At 52.5% G+C, this 24,581-nt stretch carries 23 protein-coding genes and 1 pseudogene; 2 read left to right on the forward strand and 22 right to left on the reverse strand.

Annotated elements, in window-relative coordinates; genetic code table 11:
* Positions 1-2: 2 nt before the first annotated feature.
* Positions 3-671, reverse strand: a complete 669-nt coding sequence (locus AC52PS_RS13015; RefSeq protein WP_495563505.1) for a 4'-phosphopantetheinyl transferase family protein — start codon at positions 669-671, stop codon at positions 3-5.
* Positions 672-767: 96 nt separating this feature from the next.
* Here AC52PS_RS13015 and AC52PS_RS13020 point away from each other — a divergent pair, with 96 nt between their 5' ends.
* Together AC52PS_RS13020 and AC52PS_RS13025 are read left to right on the forward strand one after the other, a co-directional pair.
* Positions 768-2,015 carry a beta-ketoacyl-[acyl-carrier-protein] synthase family protein gene (locus AC52PS_RS13020; RefSeq protein ID WP_495563506.1) on the forward strand — a complete coding sequence of 416 codons (1,248 nt, stop codon included), beginning with the start codon at positions 768-770 and terminating at the stop codon, positions 2,013-2,015.
* A gap of 34 nt (positions 2,016-2,049) precedes the next feature.
* On the forward strand, positions 2,050-3,573 hold the full coding sequence (locus AC52PS_RS13025; protein ID WP_495563507.1) for a histidine kinase: 1,524 nt from the start codon (positions 2,050-2,052) through the stop codon (positions 3,571-3,573).
* Positions 3,574-3,685: 112 nt separating this feature from the next.
* Here the strand turns inward: AC52PS_RS13025 and AC52PS_RS13030 are convergent, their stop codons facing one another.
* The 21 genes and pseudogenes from AC52PS_RS13030 to mnmA all read right to left on the reverse strand — a co-directional run.
* A complete protein-coding gene (locus AC52PS_RS13030; RefSeq protein WP_495563508.1) occupies positions 3,686-4,213 on the reverse strand; it encodes a 3-hydroxyacyl-ACP dehydratase FabZ family protein in 528 nt (175 codons plus the stop codon).
* A 2-nt stretch (positions 4,214-4,215) separates the two neighbouring features.
* Positions 4,216-5,469 carry an aminotransferase class I/II-fold pyridoxal phosphate-dependent enzyme gene (locus AC52PS_RS13035; protein WP_495563509.1) on the reverse strand — a complete coding sequence of 418 codons (1,254 nt, stop codon included), beginning with the start codon at positions 5,467-5,469 and terminating at the stop codon, positions 4,216-4,218.
* Between the two features lie 121 nt (positions 5,470-5,590).
* On the reverse strand, positions 5,591-5,833 hold the full coding sequence (locus AC52PS_RS13040) for a phosphopantetheine-binding protein (RefSeq protein ID WP_495563510.1): 243 nt from the start codon (positions 5,831-5,833) through the stop codon (positions 5,591-5,593).
* A gap of 13 nt (positions 5,834-5,846) precedes the next feature.
* Positions 5,847-6,668 carry an SDR family oxidoreductase gene (locus AC52PS_RS13045; protein ID WP_495563511.1) on the reverse strand — a complete coding sequence of 274 codons (822 nt, stop codon included), beginning with the start codon at positions 6,666-6,668 and terminating at the stop codon, positions 5,847-5,849.
* Positions 6,669-6,715: 47 nt separating this feature from the next.
* Positions 6,716-7,543 (reverse strand): polyketide synthase, encoded by an 828-nt coding sequence (locus AC52PS_RS13050; RefSeq protein ID WP_495563512.1) that lies wholly within the window; start codon positions 7,541-7,543, stop codon positions 6,716-6,718.
* 119 nt (positions 7,544-7,662) lie between these two features.
* Positions 7,663-8,574 (reverse strand): enoyl-CoA hydratase/isomerase family protein, encoded by a 912-nt coding sequence (locus AC52PS_RS13055; RefSeq protein WP_495563513.1) that lies wholly within the window; start codon positions 8,572-8,574, stop codon positions 7,663-7,665.
* A gap of 9 nt (positions 8,575-8,583) precedes the next feature.
* On the reverse strand, positions 8,584-9,810 hold the full coding sequence (locus tag AC52PS_RS13060) for a hydroxymethylglutaryl-CoA synthase family protein (protein WP_495563514.1): 1,227 nt from the start codon (positions 9,808-9,810) through the stop codon (positions 8,584-8,586).
* 31 nt (positions 9,811-9,841) lie between these two features.
* Positions 9,842-10,585: an SDR family oxidoreductase gene (locus AC52PS_RS13065; protein WP_495563515.1), complete on the reverse strand. Its 744-nt coding sequence runs from the start codon at positions 10,583-10,585 to the stop codon at positions 9,842-9,844.
* The gene (locus AC52PS_RS13070; protein ID WP_495563516.1) at positions 10,582-11,871 is read right to left on the reverse strand and encodes a beta-ketoacyl-[acyl-carrier-protein] synthase family protein; all 1,290 of its coding nucleotides are present in this window, start codon (positions 11,869-11,871) and stop codon (positions 10,582-10,584) included. The genes AC52PS_RS13065 and AC52PS_RS13070 overlap by 4 nt, the downstream gene beginning before the upstream one ends.
* Positions 11,872-11,919: 48 nt before the next feature.
* The gene (locus AC52PS_RS13075) at positions 11,920-12,873 is read right to left on the reverse strand and encodes an ACP S-malonyltransferase (RefSeq protein WP_495563517.1); all 954 of its coding nucleotides are present in this window, start codon (positions 12,871-12,873) and stop codon (positions 11,920-11,922) included.
* 115 nt (positions 12,874-12,988) lie between these two features.
* The gene (locus tag AC52PS_RS13080) at positions 12,989-14,128 is read right to left on the reverse strand and encodes a GNAT family N-acetyltransferase (RefSeq protein WP_495563518.1); all 1,140 of its coding nucleotides are present in this window, start codon (positions 14,126-14,128) and stop codon (positions 12,989-12,991) included.
* A gap of 172 nt (positions 14,129-14,300) precedes the next feature.
* Complete coding sequence (locus AC52PS_RS13085) at positions 14,301-15,206, reverse strand: phosphate acyltransferase (RefSeq protein WP_495563519.1); 906 nt, start codon at positions 15,204-15,206, stop codon at positions 14,301-14,303.
* Positions 15,196-16,449, reverse strand: a complete 1,254-nt coding sequence (buk, locus tag AC52PS_RS13090; RefSeq protein WP_495563520.1) for a butyrate kinase — start codon at positions 16,447-16,449, stop codon at positions 15,196-15,198. The genes AC52PS_RS13085 and buk overlap by 11 nt, the downstream gene beginning before the upstream one ends.
* Positions 16,450-16,566: 117 nt before the next feature.
* Positions 16,567-17,976 (reverse strand): 2-oxoacid:acceptor oxidoreductase family protein, encoded by a 1,410-nt coding sequence (locus AC52PS_RS13095; RefSeq protein ID WP_495563521.1) that lies wholly within the window; start codon positions 17,974-17,976, stop codon positions 16,567-16,569.
* Between the two features lie 11 nt (positions 17,977-17,987).
* Positions 17,988-19,052, reverse strand: a complete 1,065-nt coding sequence (gene vorB, locus AC52PS_RS13100; protein ID WP_495563522.1) for a 3-methyl-2-oxobutanoate dehydrogenase subunit VorB — start codon at positions 19,050-19,052, stop codon at positions 17,988-17,990.
* Positions 19,045-19,296, reverse strand: coding sequence for a 4Fe-4S dicluster domain-containing protein (locus AC52PS_RS13105; protein ID WP_024266769.1), 252 nt, complete (start codon positions 19,294-19,296; stop codon positions 19,045-19,047). Before AC52PS_RS13105 ends, vorB begins: the two co-directional genes overlap by 8 nt.
* Positions 19,297-19,349: 53 nt before the next feature.
* Positions 19,350-19,886, reverse strand: a complete 537-nt coding sequence (locus tag AC52PS_RS13110; protein ID WP_495563523.1) for a hypothetical protein — start codon at positions 19,884-19,886, stop codon at positions 19,350-19,352.
* 259 nt (positions 19,887-20,145) lie between these two features.
* Positions 20,146-21,162, reverse strand: a complete 1,017-nt coding sequence (locus tag AC52PS_RS13115; protein WP_495563524.1) for a tRNA dihydrouridine synthase — start codon at positions 21,160-21,162, stop codon at positions 20,146-20,148.
* The gene (locus AC52PS_RS13120; RefSeq protein WP_495563525.1) at positions 21,163-22,053 is read right to left on the reverse strand and encodes a class I SAM-dependent methyltransferase; all 891 of its coding nucleotides are present in this window, start codon (positions 22,051-22,053) and stop codon (positions 21,163-21,165) included. It lies immediately after the preceding gene.
* A 48-nt stretch (positions 22,054-22,101) separates the two neighbouring features.
* Positions 22,102-23,250, reverse strand: a complete 1,149-nt coding sequence (dusA, locus tag AC52PS_RS13125; RefSeq protein ID WP_495563526.1) for a tRNA dihydrouridine(20/20a) synthase DusA — start codon at positions 23,248-23,250, stop codon at positions 22,102-22,104.
* A 121-nt stretch (positions 23,251-23,371) separates the two neighbouring features.
* Positions 23,372-24,520 (reverse strand): annotated as a pseudogene (gene mnmA / locus AC52PS_RS13130) (tRNA 2-thiouridine(34) synthase MnmA); the annotation flags it as partial.
* Positions 24,521-24,581: the final 61 nt, after the last annotated feature.

Here is a 24,581-nt window from a genome sequence, read left to right on the forward strand (position 1 = left end):
CCTCAGATCCCCAGCCCATTCCCCCGGATAATATCCGGGGGAGAGAACGCCCCGCCCTCTGCAGCCAGCGCAGCCTGCAGACCGGGGGCGTCGGGGAACGCCAGATCCTCCATCCGTACCAGTCTGCCCGACTCTTCATCCACCCATTCCTTCCCCAAACCGTTCACCAGCATACCGTGACTGCCGATGCTCTTCCCAAGACATTTGACCCCCGCTTCTTTCCTGGTCCAGACCAGCAAAAAGCGTTGCAGGAACAGCTTCTCGTCGGATGCCCCGTGAACAAAGAGACGCTCATCTTCCTGAAAATAGTAGGTCATTACCGCTTCCAGGCTAGATACCTTTCTCGGGATGCTTCGGGATTCAACATCCACGCCGATCTGAGTCCCATCGGATACGGCAACTGCCAGATCATCCCCCGAAACACTCATATTGAAGGTGGTGAATTCGTCTCCCTCGGCCCGCACAAGATACGGCTTCCCCCCTGCTGCGGAAAGGAAGCGTTCTGATTCTTTCAAGGCAGGCAGATCCAGCCGGATAAACGCATCTTTCAGAGCCTGGCGCAAACAAAATCTACCGGGATTCTGTTCCACGGAACCAATAAAACCTGCGGCATAATCCGTATACCCGGAAAAATAATAGACATGAAGGCGTAAATTTGGTCTTTGAAACATCTGTGTATGTATAGTAATCTGTTACAAGCATTTTTGAATAGTGTTCCGGGATCATCAGGATTGATAAATACGTACAGAGATCCCCAGGGAGGATGTGTGGCAGCAAAACAACGTAGAGTGGTTATTACCGGCCTCGGTACAGTAAACCCCATCGGGTTCAGCGTTTCTGAGTTTTGGGAGAATCTGGTAAAAGGCAAGAGCGGCGCCCGTAAGGCTCAAAATATGGATCTGGCAGATTTTCATGTGCAAATCGCGGCGGAAATAGATCTTCCTGACGTGAGAGATTATTTCACTCAGAGAAAGATGGCCCGTCGACTGGACAGGCACATCATACTCGGTCATATAGCCGGTTTCCAGGCAATAAAGGACGCTGGAATGGAAAATTACCCGGAACCCCACAGGGTGGGAGTTTTGGTAGGTACCGGCGACGCCGGACTCATAACCCAGTATCAACAGATAAACAGGATGGCAAAAAGCGGTTTGTCTTCGGTGAGCCCGTTTTATGTATCTTCTGTAATTCCAAACTCCACCAGCGCCATGATCAGCATGGAATTCGGGTTTACCGGCCCCAGTTTTTCGGTTAACTCCGCCTGCGCCAGCTCCAATCATGCTTTGGGGACCGCATATAATATGATTGCCACCGGAATGGTGGATGCCATGGTAACAGGGGGGACAGAAGCGGTGGCAACCGAGCCTTCCATGGCAGGGTTCGGCCAAATCGGAGCTCTTTCTTCCCGCAACGATGACCCTGAAACCGCATCCCGCCCCTTTGACAAGGACCGGGACGGTTTTGTAATGGGCGAAGGAGCAGGCGTACTCTGTCTTGAAGAGCTCGAGCACGCGAAGAAGCGGGGCGCTCATATTTATGCGGAGATCAGCGGTTTCGGCTTCACTTCCGATGCCTACGATTTGGTCGCCCCCCACCCCGATGGTATCGGAGCATCTAAGGCAATTGAACTTGCCGTGGATATGGCGGAATTGAATTACGACCAGCTGGATTTTATCAACTGTCACGGCACTTCCACCCCAATCGGAGATAAAGCCGAATGTCAGGCAGTGAACCGTGCTCTTGGTTCGGATCTTGCTTCCACGATTCCGGTGAACAGCACCAAGAGTATGACCGGTCATCTCATTGGCGCAGCAAGTGCGGTGGAAGCCGTAGCGGGGATTTTATCCTTTGAAAAGGGAATAATTCATCATACCATCAATCAATTCGAACTTGACGAAGAAATCAACTATAATGTCATAAAAGAGCCAATGGAGAAAACGGCATCTCATTTTCTGTCCAACGCCTTTGGGTTCGGTGGCCAGAACGCATGCGTGGTATTCAGCCGCTATTCATAATCTATTCCTTTAGGAAGGCTCCAAGGATCTGCGGATGATATTTTCCGGGTTTCAGCCAGATACACTCATCCCCCTGTTTCTGGCTGCAGCAATATCCGGGCTGGTTTCAGGAGTGCTGATCCTGGTTTTGGGAATTCAGCGGAGAGATTCATCGGGAATCTTCATAGGAATTGGTGCCCTTGCTTCTTCGGTCGCCGCATTTCTGTATGCTTTCCCCGTGCTTGCATCCGGCAATGCATGGGGAATGAAGGCATTGGGCAATTCAATTGGCATTTATACCTTGGCAGAGGCGGGGCCATCCCGCCTCTATTTTTCCGCACTGGGCGCTCTGGCCGTATCAGCATTCGGAATTATCACCCTGGGCGTAAAATCCGCCCTTTTCTCCTCCCCTGGGCGCAACCGCATCGTGCTTTGGACCACTGTGGCATCGGGTCTCAGCCTTGTAGTTCTGCACTGGCTATACGGCACCGGTGCCCTGGTACTCAACGCTGCCCTTTTCATCCTGTACACCATGTCCCTCGCAGCATTGCTTGCAAGCTCCGGAGGTGTCCACACCGGTCACAGGCAGCGCTTCGCAAAATGGGCGTTCATTATTGCCCCGATTCCCCTGGCCGGAGCTGTGATGCAGGCCGCAGCCATAACTCAAACCGGAGCCATGGCGGCAGTATCTTCGTCTTCCCCGTCGTCTCCGTCACTTGGGTATGCGGGTTTGGGGATGACCGGCGTATTCATCTGCGCCTCCGCGCCCATGTGGGTTTTCATCTACCTGCGCTTCCTATTACTGCCTGAAAAATCCCCTCACACCCCCATGGAATCTGATAAGGATTGCTGTCGGGACATATCGGAAATAGTTGAAACCCAGGGATATCTAAACCGTCTTCTTAACCATGATCTACACGCCCCAATGGGCAGTCTGAATAATCTGCTGGATGAAATTACTGCACAAATCCGCGGGGGAGTACTTCCAGATGCCGCAACACTGGAGGTAATGCAGGATGTCTCCCGAAGGAGCATTCATCTGCTTGGAACCATCAGCGATCTGGGCAAGTATCAGCTTCACCGGGCCCTGCCTGAGGAGGAAACCCTGCTTCTCACCCCCATTCTCTGGTCCTCGGTGCAGCAACTGCATGATCGCTTGTGGGAAAAAAATATCAATATTAGACAGGAAACCGATGACACACTATCGGTGGTTTGTGACAGTTACGGCTTGCGGCGGGTAATATATGCCCTGCTGGAGCAGGCAGTAAGCTCACGCAGCGGGGGAAGCGACATATCCATTTCCAGCAAACCCTGTCCTGTCTGGGACGGCTGGGTGCGGATTACCACCTCATACCAGGATGAACCCTGGCCCGATAAACTGGGAGAATTGGTGGGCAGAACTCCGAATGAGGAAACATTAGCTGTAGATATGAATGACCGCAGGCTGTCTTTGGATATGAAGCTGGTTCTGACCATCTGCACCGCACTGGGCTGGGGATTTTCCCAGGAAAACGCCAAGGAGCACATGTTGAAATTTCATGTGGACCTACCCGGGGCGGCAGCACAGCCAATCAACTAAGAATCGGTTTTGGAGAAAGTCCCCGAAAAGAGAAAGGCCCCTTATAGAGCCCTAATAGAGAATTGCCCCTTATAGAGCCCAAATAGGAACTGCCCCTTTTAGGGAAACGCTGCTAGAGAATTACCACTTCCCCGATTACCGTTACAGCCACTTCTCCGTCCACCATGGCCTGTCCGATCATGGATGCGAAAAAGCCGTCGTATTCAAGTTTTTTCGCAAGCAGGGTTACGGTTTTTCCCGGCTCAACAGGTTTAAGGTAATGAGCCCCGGCAATGCGGGTCGCCCGGGCAGGCACAGGGGTTGCCTGCTGGGCAATATCGCTGCGCCCCTGTTCTTCGAAGTAATACATGCACAATCCCAGCTGCCCGATCATCTCAATGGTGAAATTACCGGGGTACATGGGGGCATCGGGAAAATGTCCCTGAAACACCGGATCTTCCGGATCCATATATCGCTCGCCATGAATACAGCCATGATCCCGGTCCAACCCAACAATCCGGTCCACAAAGAGCATAGGCTCCCGGTGAGGGATAATTTTCTTGATCTCCTCTCTGCCGTAATTCAGGCTGACCGGCAGAGAGGCAATATCGAACAAGGGCTTTTTCCGATGCTTTTTCAGGAGAGTTTCGTGTTCGCTCACGCTTACTTCAGTCCTTTAACTATTACATCTTCCATGATATTCAGTGCAGTATCCATATCTTCCCTGGTAAACTGGGAAGAAACGGAAATTCTGAACCGTCGTGAATGTGCGGGAACCGCAGGATAATCTATTGGCTGAAGGAAAAGACCCCGTTTCTGCATTTCCCCCGCGAAATGAAATAACTTTTCCCCGCTCTGACCGATGATTACCGGAATAACTTGGCTTTCACAGTCGCCGATATCAAGCCCCAGAGCCTGAATATTTTCCTTCAGATAGCGGGTGTTTGCCCAGAGCTGATCCCTGAGAGTTGAATCCCGGGTCGCCACTTCCAGAGCTTTAATCAATCCCGCAACAACCGGAGGACTGGGAGCACAGGAGAAGTTCCAGCTGGAAGCGTAGCCTTTCAGATAGCGGATAATCCGTTCATTGGATGCAATGAACCCTCCAACCCCTCCGAAGCTTTTGCTCAGAGTGCCGTATGACATACCGACCTTGTCTTCCAGACCGAAGTGCTCCCCGACTCCTCCGCCGTTTTCTCCAAACATTAGGGTTGAATGGGCTTCATCCAGATAGATGGGGGCATTATAGGCCTCGGAGAGGGGAACCATTTCCGGCAGCTTGGCAATATCGCCGTCCATGGAGTACACGCCTTCTGCAACGATCAGTTTACGCTTATCTTTATGTTTCTCGAGCTTTTGCTCAAGGCTGTTCATGTCATTGTGATCAAAGAACTCCATCTTCGCATGGGAGAGGGTTCCCCCGTCGATGAGGGACTTGTGGATCTTTTCATCGAAGATCAGCACATCGCCTTTCCGCATCATTCCCTGCAGGGCGCCCACGTTGCCGCCGTACCCTGAACTGAAAATGAGAGCAGCATCTTTATGTTTCAGTTTCGCAAGTTTTTCTGCGAATTCCAGATGCAGATCCAGCGTTCCGGAAACCAACGGAGCGCCGGATGAGCTGAGACCGTATTTGTCCGCCGCTTCCTTGGCTACTGCCAGCACCTCAGGATGTGTGGAGAGCCCGAGATAGTTGTAGCTGGTCATATTGATAATCTTCCGGCGTTTCCCGTCAAGGTTACTCAGAATTTCTGTGTTGGCCTTGGGCGCCATAAGAAGGCTCTGGCCGGTGAAACTGAATGCCTGCTGTACTTCCGGATCGTTAATCCATTCTTCAAAGTCTTCGGGGGGGGAAAGTACATCAGGATTATTGGTATAATGAAAATCAGCGAGGCTGAAATCTGTAGCTTTTGCCATAGTAGTTCCTGTTATTTATATGAGCCGGATTGAACGGATTCCGTTTTCGTGGATGAGTCGAAGATGAGAAACCCGGGGAGGAATGCACTCATTCCCCCCGGGAAAATCGGATGCCTGATTATTATTCGACATGCTCCAAAAATTTGTCAGCCAGACCGTCAATATCGCCGATGTCAGCCAGTTCGGAACGGGGAATCTTGATATCAAGATCCCGCATGGAACAGCTTACAACTTCAATAATATCCAGGCTGTTGGCACCATAATCCTTCATGGATTTGGATGCATCAATCTCATCCAGTTCAATATCATCAAGATTATCAACGATATTCTTTTTGATGACTTCGATGACTTCAGGTTTAGTCATGATGTCTCTCCTCTTAAGATGATTGATCCTGTTTCTCTTTCCATGAAAGGAAACGCATCATCGTATTATCTGTGAAAGGCAGGCCGTAGTCAACATTTACCACCTGTCCGTTCATTCCATCCATTAATCCGCTGCAAAGAGCGAATACTGCTTTCCCGCACTCTTCGGGAGTCAGGATCTGTTCTTCTGAGGCCAAACCCTGATCACGCAGATAGTCGAAGAATTCCTCTCCGAATATTGCGGTAAAACTTTCTGTCTTCACCTGTCCGAAACGGATTACATTCACCCGGCTGCCCTCTTTGTAGAGGTGGGCGGCCATATATTTGCCGAAAAACTCAAGCAATGCCTTGCTTGCGGCAACATAGTCGTAACCCGGGTAAAAATGATCCGGACCGTCGCTGCTGATTCCTATGACCTTTTCAGGATAGGAACCGAACTTTTTCTGAATCTTCCGGGTGTATTCAACCATAGGCCAGGTTGAATAGTCCAGAGTCTTATACAGCGATCTCTTCTTATAGGCGTCAAGATTTCGCATTGTAGCCGCATAGCCCACGTTGCTAATAAATATATCAACCGATTTTGACATCTTAGCAACTTCTTCAAGCAGTGCATCGGTATCTTCGTCTACCGATACATCCGCCTGAACCAGGAGAGGTTCGGGTGCGCCAAGATCGGAAAACTGCTTTTTCAGCTCATCCATGTCTGCACTGCCCCACTTATAGGTGAGGACGGTTTGTGCACCCGCCTGGGCAAAATTCAATGCCGAAGCCAATCCGATTCCCTTGGTACCGCCGGTGATCAAAACGGTTTTTCCTGACATATCAATGCTGATCATAGGTATTTCCTTCCTTTTCCATGTTTAGCGAAGCTGATAATCCCTGATCATCCGGCATAGAGATCATCAATTATTTTTTTGGTTTCCGGATATCCGAAGCTCAAGGCATGCATCATATCTTCCTGAAGTCGGGCATCGGTGAGAAGCTTCTTCTTCGGCGCCGCAAGACTGTACTTCAGAAGCTGAACCGACTTAGGATTTTTTTCTGCAATTTGCAAAGCCAGGTCCCTGGCTTTTGCCGGCACTTCTTTTTTCGGAAGAATGTAGTTGATATTGGTGGATTTCTCTGCCAGTTCACGGCCCTTATAGCGTCGGCCGGTGAACATCATTTCGTTGGCAATATAGCTTCCCACGGCACCCTGCAGAAGAGTCGTGGTTCCCATTCCGGGAGTGAATCCCATATTCATAAATACCGTTCCGTAGCGTGCTTCCATGGACGCAATAATAATATCAGAGCAGAGAGCTATAACAAAACCGCCCCCCATAGCGTGTCCCTCCATGGCGGAGATTACCGGGAAACGGCAGTTAATCAATCTCTCGGAAATAACCAGGTCCCGGACCACAATTTTTCCACTGGCCAGCTCCATAAGGGATTCCTTGTCCGCACCCCCGGAAAATGTGCTTTTCAGACCCCGGAGGATCACCACCCGGGGATTTATCTCTTCCACCCCATCCAGCACTGTGAGAAAATCCTCCACAAACGCATGAGAGAACACATTCTGACCGTCCATGTCATGCATGAAAATGGTGGCGATCTCCTTTTCATCCAGTGAAAAGGAGACCCGTCCAAACTTTTCAAACAGTAGAGCAGGATCGGCATCCTGCCCGTGAAGGGAAGGTTCCGCCTGTTTTGGGTATTGTTTTTTTTCTGACATACATTCCTCATTTTGATCGAGCCGGGAGGCTCAGTCTCTTCCGGGACGTATTTATGGCACTTTCCCGGCGTTGTATCCGTCTTTTTTCCCGGCGTTGTATCCGTCTTTTTCCCGGCGTTTTATCCGTCTTTTTTTTCGACGTCTTTCCCGGAAAGCTTCCCTTCGGGTTTGAATCGGGCGAACCACTCAGGCATATCCCCGGCATGGAAGGCTTGAAGCCCCTCTTTCACCTGAGGCTGCTCCATGTGTTTCAGCAAAGCCTGTTCGGCATTTCCCCGCAACGCGTCAAAATCCTGATCCAGAGCATGGGTGAAGAAGGTCTTCGCTGCCGCCAACGCCCGAGGTTCGGCACGCATCATGGTTTTCAGCATTGTTTTCAGGCCCTTTTCTAGTGTTTCTTCAGGGAAAACCCTGTCCACCAGACCGAGGTTCCGGGCTTCATGGGCATTCACCCGGGCTGCAGTGAGTACCATGTAGCGAAACCGTTGAGGACTCATTCTCAGGGAAAACACATAGGGGAGAACATTGTAGGGCACCAGGCCAAAGAGCACTTCCGAGAGCTCAAAACTGGCGTTCTCATCGGCGATTACAATATCGCAGGCAGCAGCCAGACCCACTCCCCCGGCTTTCACGTCACCTTCTACAAGGGCGATTACCGGTTTGGTACAGCCGGCGATGCTGTACAACAGGCTTGAATAGCGCTTCACTCCCCCGCTTCGATGATCGCCGCCGGAGTTCCCCCCGGCGCCGTGATGGTTCTCTTCGTTTTCCAGACTGGATTCAAGACCTTCCAGATCCATCCCCAGACAGAAGCTCGTCTCCCCGGACCGAATCATCAGCAGTTTTGCATCTTCGTCCGCCAGGCCTTCCTGGAAGGCATTTGCCAGCTCTTTCAGGCTGGCGGGATTCAGCCGGTTTCCCCGCCCGTCGGAGATATGGATGATCCCCAGGCCCGAATCATTCGTATATGTTACTGCGGCAGACCGGGCTTCATCCCGGGCTTCAGCCGCATCACCGCCATTCGTGCTCATGGAAACCGCCTAGGCATTTTCGTAGGTTCTGTACCAATCTTTCACTTCTTTCAGTACCAGCAGGCCGCTTCCTTTGTAGTGCTTTTCGTACCAGCCGTCGAGGATAGTATAATCGGGAACAAAATCGGAGTTTTCAACATAGGTTTCCCGAAGCTTTTCAATCGCTTCGTACTCTTCAACACTGCAGCGGCGACGCTGGTCAAGACGCTCATCTATTTTCATTTTCGCCATCTCAGCCTTTGCACCGAGGAGAATGGTCCCGGAGTAGAACTCGCCGATGGCACCGGAACCGTAGGCAAAGAGTGCGATATGCTTACCTTCCGCATCCTCTGCGTGGTTCACCAGGGCAGCAAGGCCGGTAAGGTTGGATGTTCCATAGGTTGAACCCACTCTGCGGCTGTATGCCAGAGCGGGGATTACCCGGTTTTCAAAGTCCGCCCGCAATTCGGGTTTCTTTTTCGGGGCGTTCTCCCGTGTGAGGGTACGGTGTGCCTGGAATGCAATTCCGGGAAACGGGGTGTGGTACACAAAGTAGGAGAAATCATTATCAAAATCCACTTCACCACCGGCCTGCTCTTTGTAATGCTCGTAGGATCCCTGAACCGCATCCATATAAGAGAAGAGACTTACTTCGTTATTTCCAACTTCCGCCAATGCAGACGGCCGGAATGTATCGTAAATATCAGTTGTCCAGGTACCTTTTTTCTCCAGATCGTATTCAATAATCTTAGGATCATCGGAAACAAGGGCTGCGGCGGCACATCCGCCCAGGACAAACTCTTCCAATTTACCAAGATGCTGACGGGAGAAATCCGATGCAATCACCAGTGCTTTCTTCCCCTTATTCAGGCCCGATGCAACCCAGTTCACCGCGGTATCCAGGGCCGCTACTCCGCTGTAGCATGCAAATTTCGTCTCGTAGTTCCGCACATTGGGACCTAGTCCCAGAGCCGAATGCACGTTGGTAGAGATCGGCTTCCCGAAATCCACCGACCCCTCGGTTCCCACAATCAACATTCCAATATCTTTTTTATCTTCCTCGCTGAGCATGGTCATGGCCGCATTGGCTGCCATGGTTACCGTGTCTTCCCATGTGGGGTTCAGACTTCTGGTTTCGATCAGATAATCTTTTTTGATCTGCTCGGGGTCCTTCCCCCGCGCTTCCGCCAGATCTGCCTGGTCCAGATACATGGATGTTCCATATACGTTGAGTTTTTCAATACCGACTTTTCTCATATTCTTCCTCCCGGATTGGGTAATTTTCCGACTAGGGGGCGTAGGTCAGCCCTGCGGATATGCGGAGATCCTCCCCGCTGATAAATGATGCTTCATCTGAACTGAGATAATACACTGCCGAAGCAATTTCTTCGGGAGTTCCCACCCGACGGGCGGGACAGTGCTTTAACCAGTATTCCTGAAGCTGCGTATTCATATTTTCTTCGGTCATGGCTGTGGGCACATAGCCCACGGTCACAATGTTGGATGTAATTCCTTTCTTACCGTACTCCTTGGCAATGGTCAGACTCATGCCGTGAAGTCCGGATTTTGCCGCCGCATAATTCACCTGACCGCTGGAGCCATAGGCGGCCAGACTTGAAACATGGATCAGCCTTCCCTTCCTGTTGCTGAGGAAATGAAGCAGAAAATTCCTGGATACCAGAAAGGGTGCGGTGAGATTCACCGCCACCACATCCTTCCACTCCTCGTTGCTCATCAGGGCAGCCGCGTTATCTTTGAGCACGGCGGCATTATTCACCACCGCCGTAATATTTTCAAAATCGTCTATTGACTGTTCGCAGACCCGATCAATGGAGTCTTCATCGGACAAATTCAGCTGATATGCTTTCACCACTGCGTCCGGCCGGATTTCCCGGGCCATGGCAAGGGTTTCGTCCGCTGCGGCCTTGTTGGAGGAGTAGGTAAAGCCTACCCCCCAGCCTTCGCTGACATAGCGGAGCACCACGCTTCTGCCAATTCCCCGTGAACCCCCGGTTACAAAGGCATTGCTCATACTCCCTCCCATTTCTTAATGAGACTGCAACAGTTGAGTCCCCCGAAACCGAAGGAGTTTTTCAGCATATAATTCACCTCCCAGTCCACGGGACCGTTGGCACATACATCCGCTTCAATTTCCGGATCCTGTTCATCCACGTTGATGGTTGGATGAAGCCGGGAATTGTTCATCTGCATGATTCCTCCGATGGTCTCGACAAGAGGACTGGCCCAGCAGGTATGACCCAACATGGACTTGGGAGCATTGATCTTCATTTCTTTCAGGTGATCGCCGAACACTTCCCGGAGAGCATAAATCTCCTGTTTATCGCCGGAGGGAGTACCTGTGGCATGACAGTTTGCGTACTCAACCTGCTGGGGATTCACTCCCGCATCTTCCAAAACCTTACGCATAACCCAGGCCTGATGCTGTGCACCGGGCATGGGAAGATGGTTCGCGTTGGCGTTTGCCCGCACCGAAAGCACCTCGGCGTGAATGTGGGCACCCCGGGCAAGGGCGGATTCCAGACTCTCCACAACCAGTGCGGCCGAACCGTGGCTGTACACAAAGCCGTTGCGACGGGTGTCGAAGGGTCGGGACGCGGTTTCCGGATTGGCGTTCAGCTCCTTATCCATTACCACCGAGTTAATGATCACCGACGCCTGAATATCCGGTTCGGCAACATCGAAGAGAGCTCCGGTTACCACAGCCCGTTCGACTTCTCCGGACCTGATATCCCGCACCGCATCCCGGAGGGCAAGATTTCCGCTGGCACAGGCTCCCCCAACCGTGTAGCTGGGACCGTGAACCTTGAGTACTTCAGAAATGAGAGCGGGAACGTTATTGTCTATGGCTTCCACAGAACTGAGGGGATCCATGTATTCCGGCTCTACTTCATACTGTTTGCTCAAGCGGTTAATATACTTGGAATTCAGGTTATGTCCTGCAACCACGACCATGGTCATGTAGGGATCGATTTCAACCCCTTCAAGCCCCGCATCCAGCCAGGCATTCTGGGAAGTGAGCACCGCTGTTTTTGAAGAAAAGGTTGCAGGGCGGAACAGCTTGCGCAGTTTCTTGAACTTCGCCTCACCGATTCCCTCTTTCAGCTTCTCAAGAGCAGCCTTGGTGTCGTAATCACCCATATCTCCGCCTACTCTGTTTTCACATTTAGCCAGATCAAGGGACTCCCATTTCTTCACACCGGACTTACCGGCCAGAAGGTTCTGATAATACTCTTCAACGGTATCACCCAAAGGATTAATAGTTGCCATCCCGGTGATCACAATGCGTTGTTTATTCATATATGCTCCTTGCATTACGGACGGGCCCGGGGGTTCCTCCCCCTGAGATCAGCCCTGGAGAATTTTATTTATAGATTCAAGGGTTCCGGCGGGTTTTCCCCTCAGCCCCTTGTAAAACGATTTCCACAATCCGCAAAGCACCTTACCCGGACCTGCTTCAACCACCAGATCCTGCTCTCCGCCGGAAATAAATCCCTTATCCAGAAGGTACTGTTCGGAATCTACCCAGCGGACCATGGAAACAATCTGTTCCCCTGCACGTTTTCGGGCCTGCTCGCCGTTTTCAATGGGAGTTGCACTCACATTGGAGATCAGCGGTAAAACGGGATTGTGAAAGGTGAATTCCTCTATCCGTTCTTCGAACTCTTTTCTGGCATCTTCCAGCAGAGGGGAATGAAACGGACCGCTGACCTTCAAACGAACAACCTTCATGGCGCCCGCATCATTCAGTGCAGCCTCTGCGGCGTCCAATCCCTCGGAAGTCCCTGCAATCACAATCTGGGTGGGAGAGCTGTGATTTGCAATAAACACCCCTTGTTCAGCCATTGGAGCTACCACATCCCGAGCTTCCTCGAAGGGAAGCCCCAGAACCGCACTCATTGCGCTGGGTCCGCCTGATGTGTCGGCCTTCCGGGCACCGCTTTCCATTACCTCACCCCGGATCTGAACAACCCGGAAGAGAGTTTCGGTATCAAGCACACCCGCTTCATGAAGGGCCGCGTATTCACCCACGGAAAAACCCATTACCGCTGCAGGCCGAATACCTTTTTCCTTCAATACCGCGGAAGCCGAAATATTCGCCAGGGTTACCGCCGCCTGGGTATTGTCAGTTGACTTCAAATCCTCTTCGCTGCCGTCAAACAAAAGCCCGGCCATGTCCTTATTCAGAACCTTGGATGCGGTGGAAAAGAGGCTTTTGACCTCACCGCTTCCTTCATATAGATCCCGCGCCATACCCGGATATTGGGCTCCCTGGCCGGGGAACAGAAATACCGTACTCATGAGAAACCGTCCTTACCTGAAACTTTTTCTGGATTCCCGTTCAGCACCGGGCTTAGAGGAATCCTCGGACAATATCAAAAAACTTCTCTATATATATCGTCCGGGCTTTTTACAATTACAATTCCTTACCGTATACCCTGTGGGTCCGGTAATGTTCCGCACCCCAATTTTCCAGAAGGTTCCGGAGATGGAGATTGGATTCCAGAATCCAGCTAAACTCAGCCCTCCGGACCCCCTGTTTCACCCCTCTGGTGTAGAGCTCATACACAAACAGAGCATCGATACCTTTGTTTTGGTATTCTTTCCGGACACCGAATGCTGCAATGCGGATCCGGTCCGCCTTCTTTTTTCCGGCCAGAAGTTTAAAAATTCCAAAGGGAAGAAGTTTTCCGTTCATTCCGTGAAACACCGGATTTAAATCGGGAATGGGAAATGCGAACCCCACCGGTTTGCCATCTACGTACGCAAAAAGGGTGATCTTGGGATCAATGGCCATTTTCAAACCTTCGGCCAATTGATCAAACTCCGACTTGTTCCAGGGCACATATCCCCAGTTGTCCCGCCAGGCATCATCCCAGATTTCCCGGACATAATTCACATCCCGGTCCCAGTTCTTCATTTCAACGGTTCTGATTTCAACCTTGCTCCGCTTCCGTGCAAGTTCCGCCACCCTGGTGATTTTATCGCTAAGCTGAAGAGTGGTCTTCATTTTATATGAATATAAGTCCTGATCCTTATTATAGCCTGCCGCTTCGTACAATTTGGCATAATACGGGGGAGAGTAAGGCATCTCAATAACCGGAAGAGCGTCGAAACTGTCAATCTGGTTTCCCAGCTGATAGTTGGTGGAACCATTGATGGGACCGATAACTCTGGTCATACCTTTTTCCCGAATCCAGGCCTCGGCGGTACTGAAAAGCTCCTTGGCAACATCCACATCATCATACGCTTCAAAAAAACCTACAAAGCCGGTCTTGGTATTTTGATATTCGCAAAAGGCATGATCCACAATGGCGACGATTCTTCCGGCTACGTTACCGTCACGATATGCAAGATATTCCTGGAGCTCGGCATGGTCGAAAAGTCCATTGTGTTTCCTGTCGAACATGTGCTTCATGTCCATATCGAGAGGGGGTACCCAGGCATCGTATTGTCCGCCGGGCTCACCGGTCTTTGCCCGGTATACCTTATATGGGAAGTTCAGAAACTTCCTAACGTCTTTCTTCCCCTCTAGGGGTCGCACCTCTATGGCCATTCCATGTCTCCTCATCGCTTCGGCGGGAATTATTGAACGCCGTTCGTGCAGTATAAGGGTAATATGAAAAAAGAGGCAAGGGCGAAACCGGCAGACACGGAAGGAGGATGCGCGGGGGAATTCCGCCGCTTGTCAGAGATTTCCGCCGCCTGTCACAGAATTTCATCCCCCATCAGGATTCGGGAATCAGGCTTACCCCCATTTTCAGAGAAAGCAGCTTGGTGCGGTTGTCATCGGCTCTGGATGTGAGAACCACCGGAAACCTGGGTCCGATAAGGTTCCCGGCTATGGTAGCCCCTGCCGCATAGGTGAAGGCCTTATACACCGCATTTCCGGTGTTCAGATCCGGGAAGAGCAATAGATCTGCATCTCCGGCAACGGAACTTTCTATGCCCTTGGTTTTTGCGGCTTCCGCAGAAAGGGCAACATCCAGGCCGAATGGTCCTTCAAGAACCGCAGGTCCCAGTTCTTCACTGAGAAGACCGTCTGCATAATCCTGAACAATTCTGTCTGCATCCACGGTGGCGGGTATTTTTCTGTTCACCGTCTCAACCGGAGCAACCAAAGCCACCTTGGGAGACGGAATATCCAGCCTCCGAAGGGTTTCCAGTGCATTTTTCAGGATTATCAGTTTCTGATCATAATCTGGCTGGATATTGATGGCGCAATCTGTAAGAAATATAATTTTTTGATACCCGGGGAGCTCGCAGGCACCAATGTGACTGGCAAGCCTGCCGGGTTCCACAAGTCCGTATTCCTTGTAGAAAATCGCCCTGCTGAAATTCGCCGTATGTACTGCACCCTTCATGGCAAGATCCGCCAAGCCGTCACGGAGCGCTTCGGCGGCCAGGGAGCAGGCTTCATCTTCCCGGGTGGATTCAACAACACGGTAATGGGCGGGATTCAACCCCGCCGACCCCGCAAGCTCTTCTATTTTCGCCGTTTCACCGATAAACAGGAATTCCGCCCAGGCTTCCCGGGCTGCGGCTGCCACGGTCTCAAGGAGGGCCGGTTCATAGGGGAACGGGACTGCCACCCGTCGTTTCTCCGGAGTGGAAAAGAAGTCTTCAAGTCGCATGTATGCTCCGTCCTTCCTCAGCGGTTTCATGGGGAGGGTGATATTCCTGGATTTCACGTTCGCCCCTTAGGGCCGCCCGGGCATTCTCCGCCAGAGCCTCCATTTCACCCTCTCCGGGAATTACGTATATGGAGGAAAGCCAGGAAAGCTTGGCCTCCAATCCCCGGATTATGCGGCTGCTGTAGGCAAGCCCTCCGGTAAGGATGATTCCGTCAATGTCGCCCTGGAGGGTGGCACCGTGCTGGGCCACCTCCTTGGCAATTTGGTGAATCATTGAATTAATAATCAGTTCGCTGGAATAATCCGAGCTCTCGGAATTATCAGTTGAGGAGCTTTCTTCCAGGATTTTCCGAAGATCGCTGTGCCCCAGGTAGGCCACAAGGCCGCCCCGGCCCACAAAGCGCTTCTTTATTTCCCGATGCAGCGGATCGTGAAGCTGTGGAATCCTGCCCGCATCGCTATAGCTGCGGATCACTTCCTCCATGAGCTGCCCGGCAGGCAGCCCCCCGCAGCGTTCCGGAGAGAAGGGACCGTCCCCATCCAGGGCGTTGTTCACATCTACCACCCGGCCCTGCCGGTGAGCCCCGACAGATATTCCTCCGCCCATATGGGCCACAATGAAATTGCAGTCCTCGTAGCGTCGCATAAGCCTTGCAGCTATCTTCCGGGCGCACGCTTTCTGATTCAGGGCATGAAATATGCTGCGCCGGTCCATCCCCGGCAATCCGCTGGGCCTGGCTTCCGTCATCAGTTCATCCACCACCACCGGATCGGCAATGTAGGCCTGCACCGTTTCTCCGTTCCCGGGGCCGTAGCGGCCGGGAGCTGAACCTGCGATTTTCCAGGCAATTACTCCCCCAAGATTGCTTGCGTGCTCGCCGTATGCACCCGTAGAGAGATCACGAAGCATGGCGGAACTCACCCGGTACACGCCGCCGGCAAGGGGGGCCAACAACCCTCCCCGGCCGATGACCGCTTTCAGTACGCCGTCGTCCTGCAACCCCTGGTTTTTCCACGAAGCGGAAAGGAACTCCTGCGCAGCCTTGGTACGAAAATCGGCCTGATCGGCCACAGCTGCATAACTCTGAATCTCTTGGGGCTGGTGGCTGATACTTTGTTCCTGTAGTTCCCGCAGATCAACGCCTTCCATTTCATAGAGGGCAAGCTTGGTGCTGGTGGAACCGGGGTTGATTACCAGTATGATCTGTCTGGTATCCGGTTCGGCAGACGATGCAGAACTCATGCAGCTTTCTCCTTTTCCCGCCGTCCGGGTCCGACCCAGGGAATACAATTCATCCTGCATCAGAAACAGACCGGGAATGCCCGTTCCCCGGACATCCCACATTCCGAACGGCTGGAATCAGTCTTTATATTCCCGGTAAAAATCAGCGGCTTTCGCTATAAGCTTGAGGTTGATCTCCAGGAACTCCTGCTTTTTCAGGCTGAGAGGAACCACGGCTTTCAGGGTTTCTATATCCACAACCTGCTTTTCCAGGAGATAGATGGTGAGAACTATCATATTCGCCGCATTAATCAGCCCCGCATCTTTTGCCATGTCTGTTGCGGGGACATAGATTACCCGCAGATCATCCCGCTCAACCTTGTCCTGAACCACCGAAGAATTCACGATGATCAACCCTCCGGGCTGAACCTTATCTACAAACTGGAGCAGGCTGGGCCGGTTCATGGCGATGAGACTGTTGGGATAATCCACAACCGGACTGCCGATCTCTTTTTGGGATAAGATTACACTGGCATTTGCCGTCCCGCCCCTCATTTCCGGTCCGTAGGAGGGCAGCCAGGTGGCATTCAGCCCTTCGGTGATGGCACAGTTCGCCAGAAGTATTCCCGCCGAGAGTACTCCCTGACCTCCGAAACCGCATATTTTTACCAGCTGATCCTCTTCCAAGGGGCGTGGTTTCATATCCGGAAGATCCTTGCTGCCCGCAAAGAGAGCCTTCAGCTTGTCATCATCCAGAACATCCGCCTCATCCCGCCGGGCAGAGGGTCTGTCATCGTCCCGGAAATTCTTGAGCGGATACATCTTTTCCATGCTTCCGGAAATCCATTCCCTGGCCTCAACAGAGCCCATCTTCCAGTTGATGGGACAGGGGGAAAGTATCTCTATGAACGAAAAACCTTTCTTATCTATCTGATTTTGAAGACCCTTTTGGAGAGCTTTCCGGGTTTTCCTGATATGTTTGTAATCCGCAACCGAAACCCGCTCGATAAACACCGGAGTCTTGATGGCGTCCATTACTTCCGCCATTCCGATGGGAGCACCGTCATTAAGGAGGTCTCTCCCCCCGGGAGTCGTGGCAGTCTTCTGCCCCTGGAGTGTAGTGGGTGCCATCTGTCCGCCGGTCATACCGTAAATGGCGTTGTTAATGAACACCACGGTCATGTTTTCCCCCCGGTTTGCCGCATGAATAATTTCGGTGGTACCGATACCCGCAAGATCTCCGTCACCCTGGTAGGATATCACCACCGAATCATCCCGCACCCGTTTTACGCCCGTCCCCACCGCTGGAGCACGACCGTGGGAGCACTGAATATTTCCGGTGTCAAAATAGTAATAGGCGAACACCGAACATCCCACCGGAGAAAGCATCACCGTTTTATCTTTAATCCCCATCTCCTGGATCAGCTCCGCCAGCAGTTTATGCACCGTGCCGTGTCCGCAACCGGGGCAATAATGGGTCACCTTCTGTCCCGCACCCTTTCGTTCAAATGTATCGTAAAATGCTTCAGGTTTTTGATATTTAACCATGTATATCTCCTTCAGACCTTCACCGGGCGGGCGGCCGCATCGGCCTCAGCCCTGGCTACAACTTCCTCCACCGGCGGTACCACGCCGCCCATCCACAGATATGGGTGAACCGGCACGTTTTCCGCAATAATCCGCTGAACGTCCTGACACAGCTGTCCGTCGCTGAGCTCCATAACGGAAATCTGTTCAACTTCCGATGCAAGCTTTCGGATTCGTGTTTCAGGCAGGGGGAAGAGGGTCTTGGGCCTAAGCAAACCTGCAGCAATACCCTTGCTTCGCAGTTCATCTACGGCGGTATGGGCAATTCTGCTGGAGATTCCATATGCAATAAATGCAAACTGGGCATCTTCCAGACGGTATTCTTCGTAATCCACAATCTCATCTTCAAGGCCGGCGTATTTCTGCATCAGCTTTTTATTATGATCTGAGAGCAAATCTCTATTCATGTGAATGGACGTAATCAGATTTTCACGGCTTTCTGCGTCTGCATAGAGCGCCCAGTCGTGGTGCTCCGAATGCTTCACTTCCTGAGGAAATGCCACCGGCTCCATCATCTGGCCGATATAGGCATCTGAGAGAACAAATACCGTCATGCGGTAGCGGTCAGCCAGTTCAAAAGCCTTGTAGGTGAAATCGCACATTTCCTGTGCCGAGTTCGGGGCTAAAACAATATTGCGGTAATTTCCGTGCCCGCCGCCTTTCACCACCATGTTATAGTCGCTCTGCTCGGGCCAGATATTCCCCAGTCCTGGGCCCGCCCGCTGCACGTCCACAAGAACCGAGGGTAGCTCCGCCCCGGCAAGATAACTCAGTCCCTCGGCCATGAGAGCAACCCCTGGGCCGGAACTTGCGGTCATTACCCGGGATCCTGCGCTGGCAGCACCGAAAAGCATGTTAATTACGCTCACTTCGCTTTCTGCCTGAAGAAAATGCCGTCCGCTCTTGGGAAAAAGTTCCGCCGCCGCATGGGCAATTTCACTGGCCGGAGTTATAGGATAGCCAAAAAAGTGGGTGCAGCCCCCCAGAATGGCGCCGTATATGACCGCTTCATTTCCTTTCATTAGTTGTTTACGCAAAGCTGGCCCCCTTTTTCAGTTCTTCGGGGATCACATCTTCACCGGAATGTACGGTAATTGCCCCCGGTTCGGGACACACATAGTAGCAGATTCCACAGGCAGTACATTTATCGCTGCGGAAAATGGTTGCCTGATACCCAAGCTGATTGATCTGCGAACCTATGGTGAGACAGTTATTTGGACAAAAATGGACGCAGAGACGGCAGCCCTTGCACTCGTCGGGCTCTATATATACATAATTCATGGTACCTCCTGGTATGGCGCGTGAAATGATCCCGGCACAGCGTTCCGGGCGGGTCAAATTCCCCCGAAAACATCCTCCTGACCGGCACCAAAATAATTGATGTCGCTCAGCTCCTGCAGGACAGGTTCTTCAATTTCTTCGATAATTAATTCATGGTGGGGACAGCTCACCCTGGGGCAGATCTGGATCTCGTTTTTTCTGCCAGGAAGATAAAGAACAATCTGATCGGGTGAGTCACATTTGGGATTGCTGCAGCTGCGTTTGACATTGAGATGGGCGTCGCAGTAGGGACAGTATGCTTCGGTTTTGGCATCCGGAGAGAGCCCGGTACCCAGAAATGTGAACAAATTGGCGTGGCTTCCCCAGATGGAGTCAAGAAACACCAGCCCTTCCTGGCCTCCGACCTGAATTTTCAACTTGATGGACGGTTCGTCGTGAATACGAACGCTGTCCACCAACAGATTATGACCGTTGGGGCAGTATACGGATTCTACAAGGAGAACCTCAATATCCTGCTTCCAAAGCAGCCGCATTCCCTGAGGGATGTTCTTTTTAAAAGCATCCGGAATGATTTTGGTGGTAAGTTCCATAGCGTCTCCCGCAAGGGGGATTCGTGGTTTGAGGTACTCCCCCTCATGGGATTATTGTACTCCCGAATGTGTCATTCCGCCAGAAAATATTTAATATATTGAACAAAAGAACAGGTGATGGGGGCTGCGGAGCAGCCGAAGGTCGGCAGGGTGGCAGGGGGCTGCGGAGCAGCCGAAGGTCGGCAGGGGGCTGCGGAGGAGCAAAGGGCCGGCAGGTTGGCAGGGGGAGGAAAAGCCAAAGTCCCCACCGAATGAATAATCAGGAAACGGCAGCCATTTTCAGCACATCCATGGCAGCATCGTAATCGTGGGTCTGCATAATTTGATCTCTGAGTTCATCCGCGGAACGAAAACCCGTAAGATATATTTTAAAAAATTTTTTCATGATTTCGAAGTTCCGATTGCCTTCATAGACGGAGCGGTATGCGGAGAGATGTTCCATTGCCCAGCGGATCTGATCGGCGGCGGGAAGATCATGAAACTCTTCACCGGCAAAAAGGAAGGGATTAGAGAAGATTCCCCGCCCCACCATAATACCATCCACACCGTAGCGACGGGGATATTCCTGCAGCTGAGAGGGGTGGATCACATCGCCGTTACCAAACAGCAGAGTTTCGGGGCTGATACTGCGGCGAAGGGCTGCCGCTTTGGCAATTTCATTCCAGTCTGCTTCTCCCTCCGACTGCTGGGCGGTGGTCCTGCCGTGCACCGTAAGCAAGGGCAGCTTCTGTTCAAGCAGGAAGCCGCACCATTCTTCAGTGGCCGGCCGGGAGAAGCCTATGCGGGTTTTGACGCTCACCGGCAAGGGGGCATCTTTCTGAAGCCTGCCCTGGGGTCCCTCATGCTCATCCCCCCACTCCCGGTATGCCGAGGCTGCTCCCTGTCGGGCTGCATCTATCAGCTCGGCGGCCAAACCGGGATTGTTGATCAGGGCGGAACAGGAGCCCTTTACGGTAATCTTCTTCTGAGGACAGCCCATATTGATATCTATGCCGTCAAACCCTCTCCTGTGAAGTTCCCGTGCCGCCAGATAATACTCATCGGGTTTGTTCCCCCAGATCTGAGCCACCATAGGGCGGTGATTTTCATGAAAAACCAGACGGCGCACAGCCTCTTTTTCACCCCTGAGCATGGTGCCGGTGGACACAAATTCACTCACAAACACCATGGGCCGGCCGGCCCGGTGAACCACATCCCGGAACACCGAATCCGTCACTTCCTCCATGGGAGCCAGTACGCTTACCGGCTTCTCCAGGTTATGCCAGAAACTGTTCATTTATTTCAGCCCTGTTTTCCGGGCGGCTATAAGAAGCCGACGCTGGGCAAGCAGCCCGTTATTCATTGCCGCCAGCCGGAGAGGCTCCAAGCGGTAGAGAAACTGATCCCGCATGCGGGAGCGTTGCGTACCGTCCATTTTATGCGCCGGAGAACCGTCCAAAGGGGCGGTCAGACTCTCTGCATAGTTGCGGAAAAATTCAAAGCTCTGTTCAAGGGCCGAGTCTTCCCTCCCCGGGCGGACAATATCCCCCTGATCCTCAAAAATGGCCCCGTGAATTATATGGAAATTTCTCTTGTCCAGAAGATCTGAGAGAAGCTGAAGCAGTTGTTCGCCGGCAAACGTATAGCCGTGGGGGATGCCCTGGAGAACATCAATTTCCGCTTTCAGATTATGAAGGGCGGTTCGGGTCGCCCGCGCCGACTCGGCCTCAGTGCTCAGACTGCCCTCACCGGCAACAACCTCGGAGATAATCATCAGGCCGTCGGAATCCAGATATCCTTCCGCCTGATCCACCAAGTCCTCAATCAGTTCTCTGCGTTCACCGTCCATTTCATGGGAAAAAGCCGTGCCGGACATGTGGTGGAGCATATCCTGGAAACTGAGGGTATGAAATTCATGAACCGGAAGATCCAGCCGGGGAGCCGATCCTTCCAAAAAATAGTAGGGAATATCAGGTCCGTGAAGAGTGAAAAAGCGTTTGGCTTCCGACAGAGAATCGGGATCAGGATCCACACCCCACACTTCCAGCGGAGGGGTGGAGGCGGCTGAGATCAGTTCATCCAGAAAACTGCCGTCACCGCAGCCCACATCCAGAACCCTGCCCGGTGAACGGTCTGCAAGAATGCGTTCCAGTCGGCTTCCCAGTTGATCTTTGGCTGCATATGCCATGGTCCCCTCCTGATGAGATTGCCTGATTGGGTGTTCTCTTCCGGTCCATTATTCTGATGTAAGGGGATCATCGGAGGCCCGGATATCCAGAAATTCCTCCGGAGCCGAAGCCAGCCCCTCATCCAGAAAATCGCCAGCGCTCATTCCCCGGGGCAGAGCCCGGCTGAGAGTCTGCTTCCAGCGCCGGCTTCCCGGCTGTCCTGCAAATAATTCGAGAACCGGCCATACGAGGCTCCTGACGTTCATTCCCCGGGAGCTCCATTCCTTCATATATTCAAAGTATTCTTCCAGTATCTCCCTGCGGCTGGGATCAAGAAGATCATCGGGACCGGGGATCCGAAAATCCGCCGTCTGTCTTCCGTAATACTGCCGGTCCATGGAAGCAAAGCGCCAGGGGCGTTCGTAAGAGAGCCGTCCCAGCATCGCCCCATCACAGTGTTGTAGATGGGATGCAATTTCCCCGTGGGTTTTAATTCCGCCGTTTATTTCTATGTGCAATTCGGGAAATTCCTCTTTAAGGCGGTACACCTCATCGTATCTGAGAGGGGGAACGTTCCTGTTTTCTTTGGGGCTCAGGCCTTCGAGAATTGCCACCCGTGCATGAACGCTGTAGCGCTGGGCGGGACCGTCCTTCAGTCGAAGAACAAAGCTTCGCATATCTTCATACGCGCTGAGATCCAGATCTTTAATCCGGCTCTGAATTCCAATTCTATGCTTCACCGACACCGGCCGGGTCCCTGCTTCATACATGGCCTTGAGAAGATCGGCAACCCGGGGGGAATCGGCCATGAGGCAGGCTCCGAAATTCTTGTTCTGAACCCTGTCGCTGGGGCAGCCCACGTTCAGGTTGTATTCATCATACCCCCAATCCTCGGCAATCCGAATCGCCTCCGCCATTTCTTCCGGGTCATCGCCGCCGAGCTGAAGGGCAATAGGACGCTCAATTTCATCAAAATCCAGAAGTTTGTTCCGGTCTCCATGGATAATGGCACTGGGGGTGAGCATCTCCGTATACAGAAGCGTCTGCTTCGTGAGAAGACGAAGGAAACGGCGGAAGTGGCGGTGGGTTTTGTCGATCATTGGAGCCACGGATACCGGGGCGTACACCATAGGACGGGCAGGAAACTCCCCGGCCGCCGCCTGATATGCGCTGGAGGTTCCACTCCGGCCAAGCTCAGGGCTGAATGTTTTAAGCATGGGCGGCCGCTCCCTGATTTCCCGGGCTTATCTCAGAGATCCTTTCAGAACCGCTGCCTGATTCCTGCCCGGAAATTTCCCGGGCAGTGGCCGGCCTCCCTGGGGCAGCAACATTCTGATGCATGGCCCGCTGGATCTTTCCGCTGCCAATGCACTCGTCATCCAGGTAGAATACCGCGAACTGCCCCGGCGCAAGCCCCTTATCTCCTTCGGTCATCTCCACCATCAGGCGGGGCTGGGAGTCCGCAAGATCAGGCCCCCGTAACCCCGACTGCTCAAGCTCTTCCCTGCCAGCCAGGCGTACCCGGCACTCTGTCATTTTGGGACCGTGGCGGAGTTTCAGCCTCAGGGTACGGGGGTCGCCGGAGCGCAGCCGGGGGTCGCCCAGCCACTCCGGGGGCCTGCCGGCAATCCAGGTGAGCTCGGTGCAGATGAATTGCCGATAAAAGGCGTTCTCTATATCGGTTTTATGACTTACGTATACAATGTTTTGTTCGCTGTCCTTGTCCACCACATACCAGGGCCCGTTACCCAGCCCCAGACCGGTTCGCTGTCCGATGGTGTGAAACCAGAACCCCTTATGGGTCCCAAGCTGTTCACCATTCTCCCGGCGGACAATGGCGCCTTCTTTTTCTCCCAGATAATGACGGACGAAGTCGGGGTACTTAATTTTCCCCAGAAAACAGATCCCCTGGCTGTCTTTTCGGGCCTTATTGGGAAGATCGAGGGATTCGGCCAGCTCACGCACCCGGGGCTTCTGCATGTTTCCCAGCGGGAACCAGAGTTTGGCCACCTGTTCCTGACTGAGATGGGAAAGGAAGTAACTCTGATCTTTCACCCCATCCGGAGCCTGATACAGATGGTGGAGACCGTCATCCTCGGTGCGTACATCGGCATAATGCCCGGTTACCACCAGGTCGTAGTCTTCATCCACTGCATCGAAAAACGCTCCGAACTTAATCCGCTGATTACAGAAAATATCCGGACTGGGGGTTCGGCCCTTTTTCAGTTCCGCCAATGCGTAGGAGACAACTTTATCGTAATATTCCAGCTGAAGGGGAAGCACTCTGAGTTCCACGCCTGCCTGACGGCAGACCTCTCTGGCGTAGGATAAATCTTCCTCCCAGGGGCATTCCCCCAGGAAGCTCACATCATCCTCAAGCCAGATCTTCAGGTAATATGCGGTTATATCTGTGAAGCCGTGTGTTTTTACCTGATGGAGAGCTACAGAGCTGTCCACTCCACCGGAGAGCAATACAGCAATTTTCATAGCGAAATATTTATGACAGAAAGATTTAGAATATTCAAGCCCCCGAGTGGGCATTTGGCTC

The organism is Salinispira sp., from assembly GCF_059431795.1.

Excerpts from the sequence above, each read along its gene's own strand:
- AC52PS_RS13015 (WP_495563505.1), bottom strand. The coding sequence starts at position 671 with ATGTTTCAAAGACCAAATTTACGCCTTCATGTCTATTATTTTTCCGGG.
- AC52PS_RS13025 (WP_495563507.1), top strand. The coding sequence starts at position 2,050 with ATGATATTTTCCGGGTTTCAGCCAGATACACTCATCCCCCTGTTTCTG.
- AC52PS_RS13035 (WP_495563509.1), bottom strand. The coding sequence starts at position 5,469 with ATGGCAAAAGCTACAGATTTCAGCCTCGCTGATTTTCATTATACCAAT.
- AC52PS_RS13040 (WP_495563510.1), bottom strand. The coding sequence starts at position 5,833 with ATGACTAAACCTGAAGTCATCGAAGTCATCAAAAAGAATATCGTTGAT.
- AC52PS_RS13045 (WP_495563511.1), bottom strand. The coding sequence starts at position 6,668 with ATGATCAGCATTGATATGTCAGGAAAAACCGTTTTGATCACCGGCGGT.
- AC52PS_RS13050 (WP_495563512.1), bottom strand. The coding sequence starts at position 7,543 with ATGTCAGAAAAAAAACAATACCCAAAACAGGCGGAACCTTCCCTTCAC.
- AC52PS_RS13055 (WP_495563513.1), bottom strand. The coding sequence starts at position 8,574 with ATGAGCACGAATGGCGGTGATGCGGCTGAAGCCCGGGATGAAGCCCGG.
- AC52PS_RS13060 (WP_495563514.1), bottom strand. The coding sequence starts at position 9,810 with ATGAGAAAAGTCGGTATTGAAAAACTCAACGTATATGGAACATCCATG.
- AC52PS_RS13065 (WP_495563515.1), bottom strand. The coding sequence starts at position 10,585 with ATGAGCAATGCCTTTGTAACCGGGGGTTCACGGGGAATTGGCAGAAGC.
- AC52PS_RS13070 (WP_495563516.1), bottom strand. The coding sequence starts at position 11,871 with ATGAATAAACAACGCATTGTGATCACCGGGATGGCAACTATTAATCCT.
- AC52PS_RS13075 (WP_495563517.1), bottom strand. The coding sequence starts at position 12,873 with ATGAGTACGGTATTTCTGTTCCCCGGCCAGGGAGCCCAATATCCGGGT.
- AC52PS_RS13080 (WP_495563518.1), bottom strand. The coding sequence starts at position 14,128 with ATGGCCATAGAGGTGCGACCCCTAGAGGGGAAGAAAGACGTTAGGAAG.
- AC52PS_RS13085 (WP_495563519.1), bottom strand. The coding sequence starts at position 15,206 with ATGCGACTTGAAGACTTCTTTTCCACTCCGGAGAAACGACGGGTGGCA.
- buk (WP_495563520.1), bottom strand. The coding sequence starts at position 16,449 with ATGAGTTCTGCATCGTCTGCCGAACCGGATACCAGACAGATCATACTG.
- AC52PS_RS13095 (WP_495563521.1), bottom strand. The coding sequence starts at position 17,976 with ATGGTTAAATATCAAAAACCTGAAGCATTTTACGATACATTTGAACGA.
- AC52PS_RS13105 (WP_024266769.1), bottom strand. The coding sequence starts at position 19,296 with ATGAATTATGTATATATAGAGCCCGACGAGTGCAAGGGCTGCCGTCTC.
- AC52PS_RS13110 (WP_495563523.1), bottom strand. The coding sequence starts at position 19,886 with ATGGAACTTACCACCAAAATCATTCCGGATGCTTTTAAAAAGAACATC.
- AC52PS_RS13115 (WP_495563524.1), bottom strand. The coding sequence starts at position 21,162 with ATGAACAGTTTCTGGCATAACCTGGAGAAGCCGGTAAGCGTACTGGCT.
- AC52PS_RS13120 (WP_495563525.1), bottom strand. The coding sequence starts at position 22,053 with ATGGCATATGCAGCCAAAGATCAACTGGGAAGCCGACTGGAACGCATT.
- dusA (WP_495563526.1), bottom strand. The coding sequence starts at position 23,250 with ATGCTTAAAACATTCAGCCCTGAGCTTGGCCGGAGTGGAACCTCCAGC.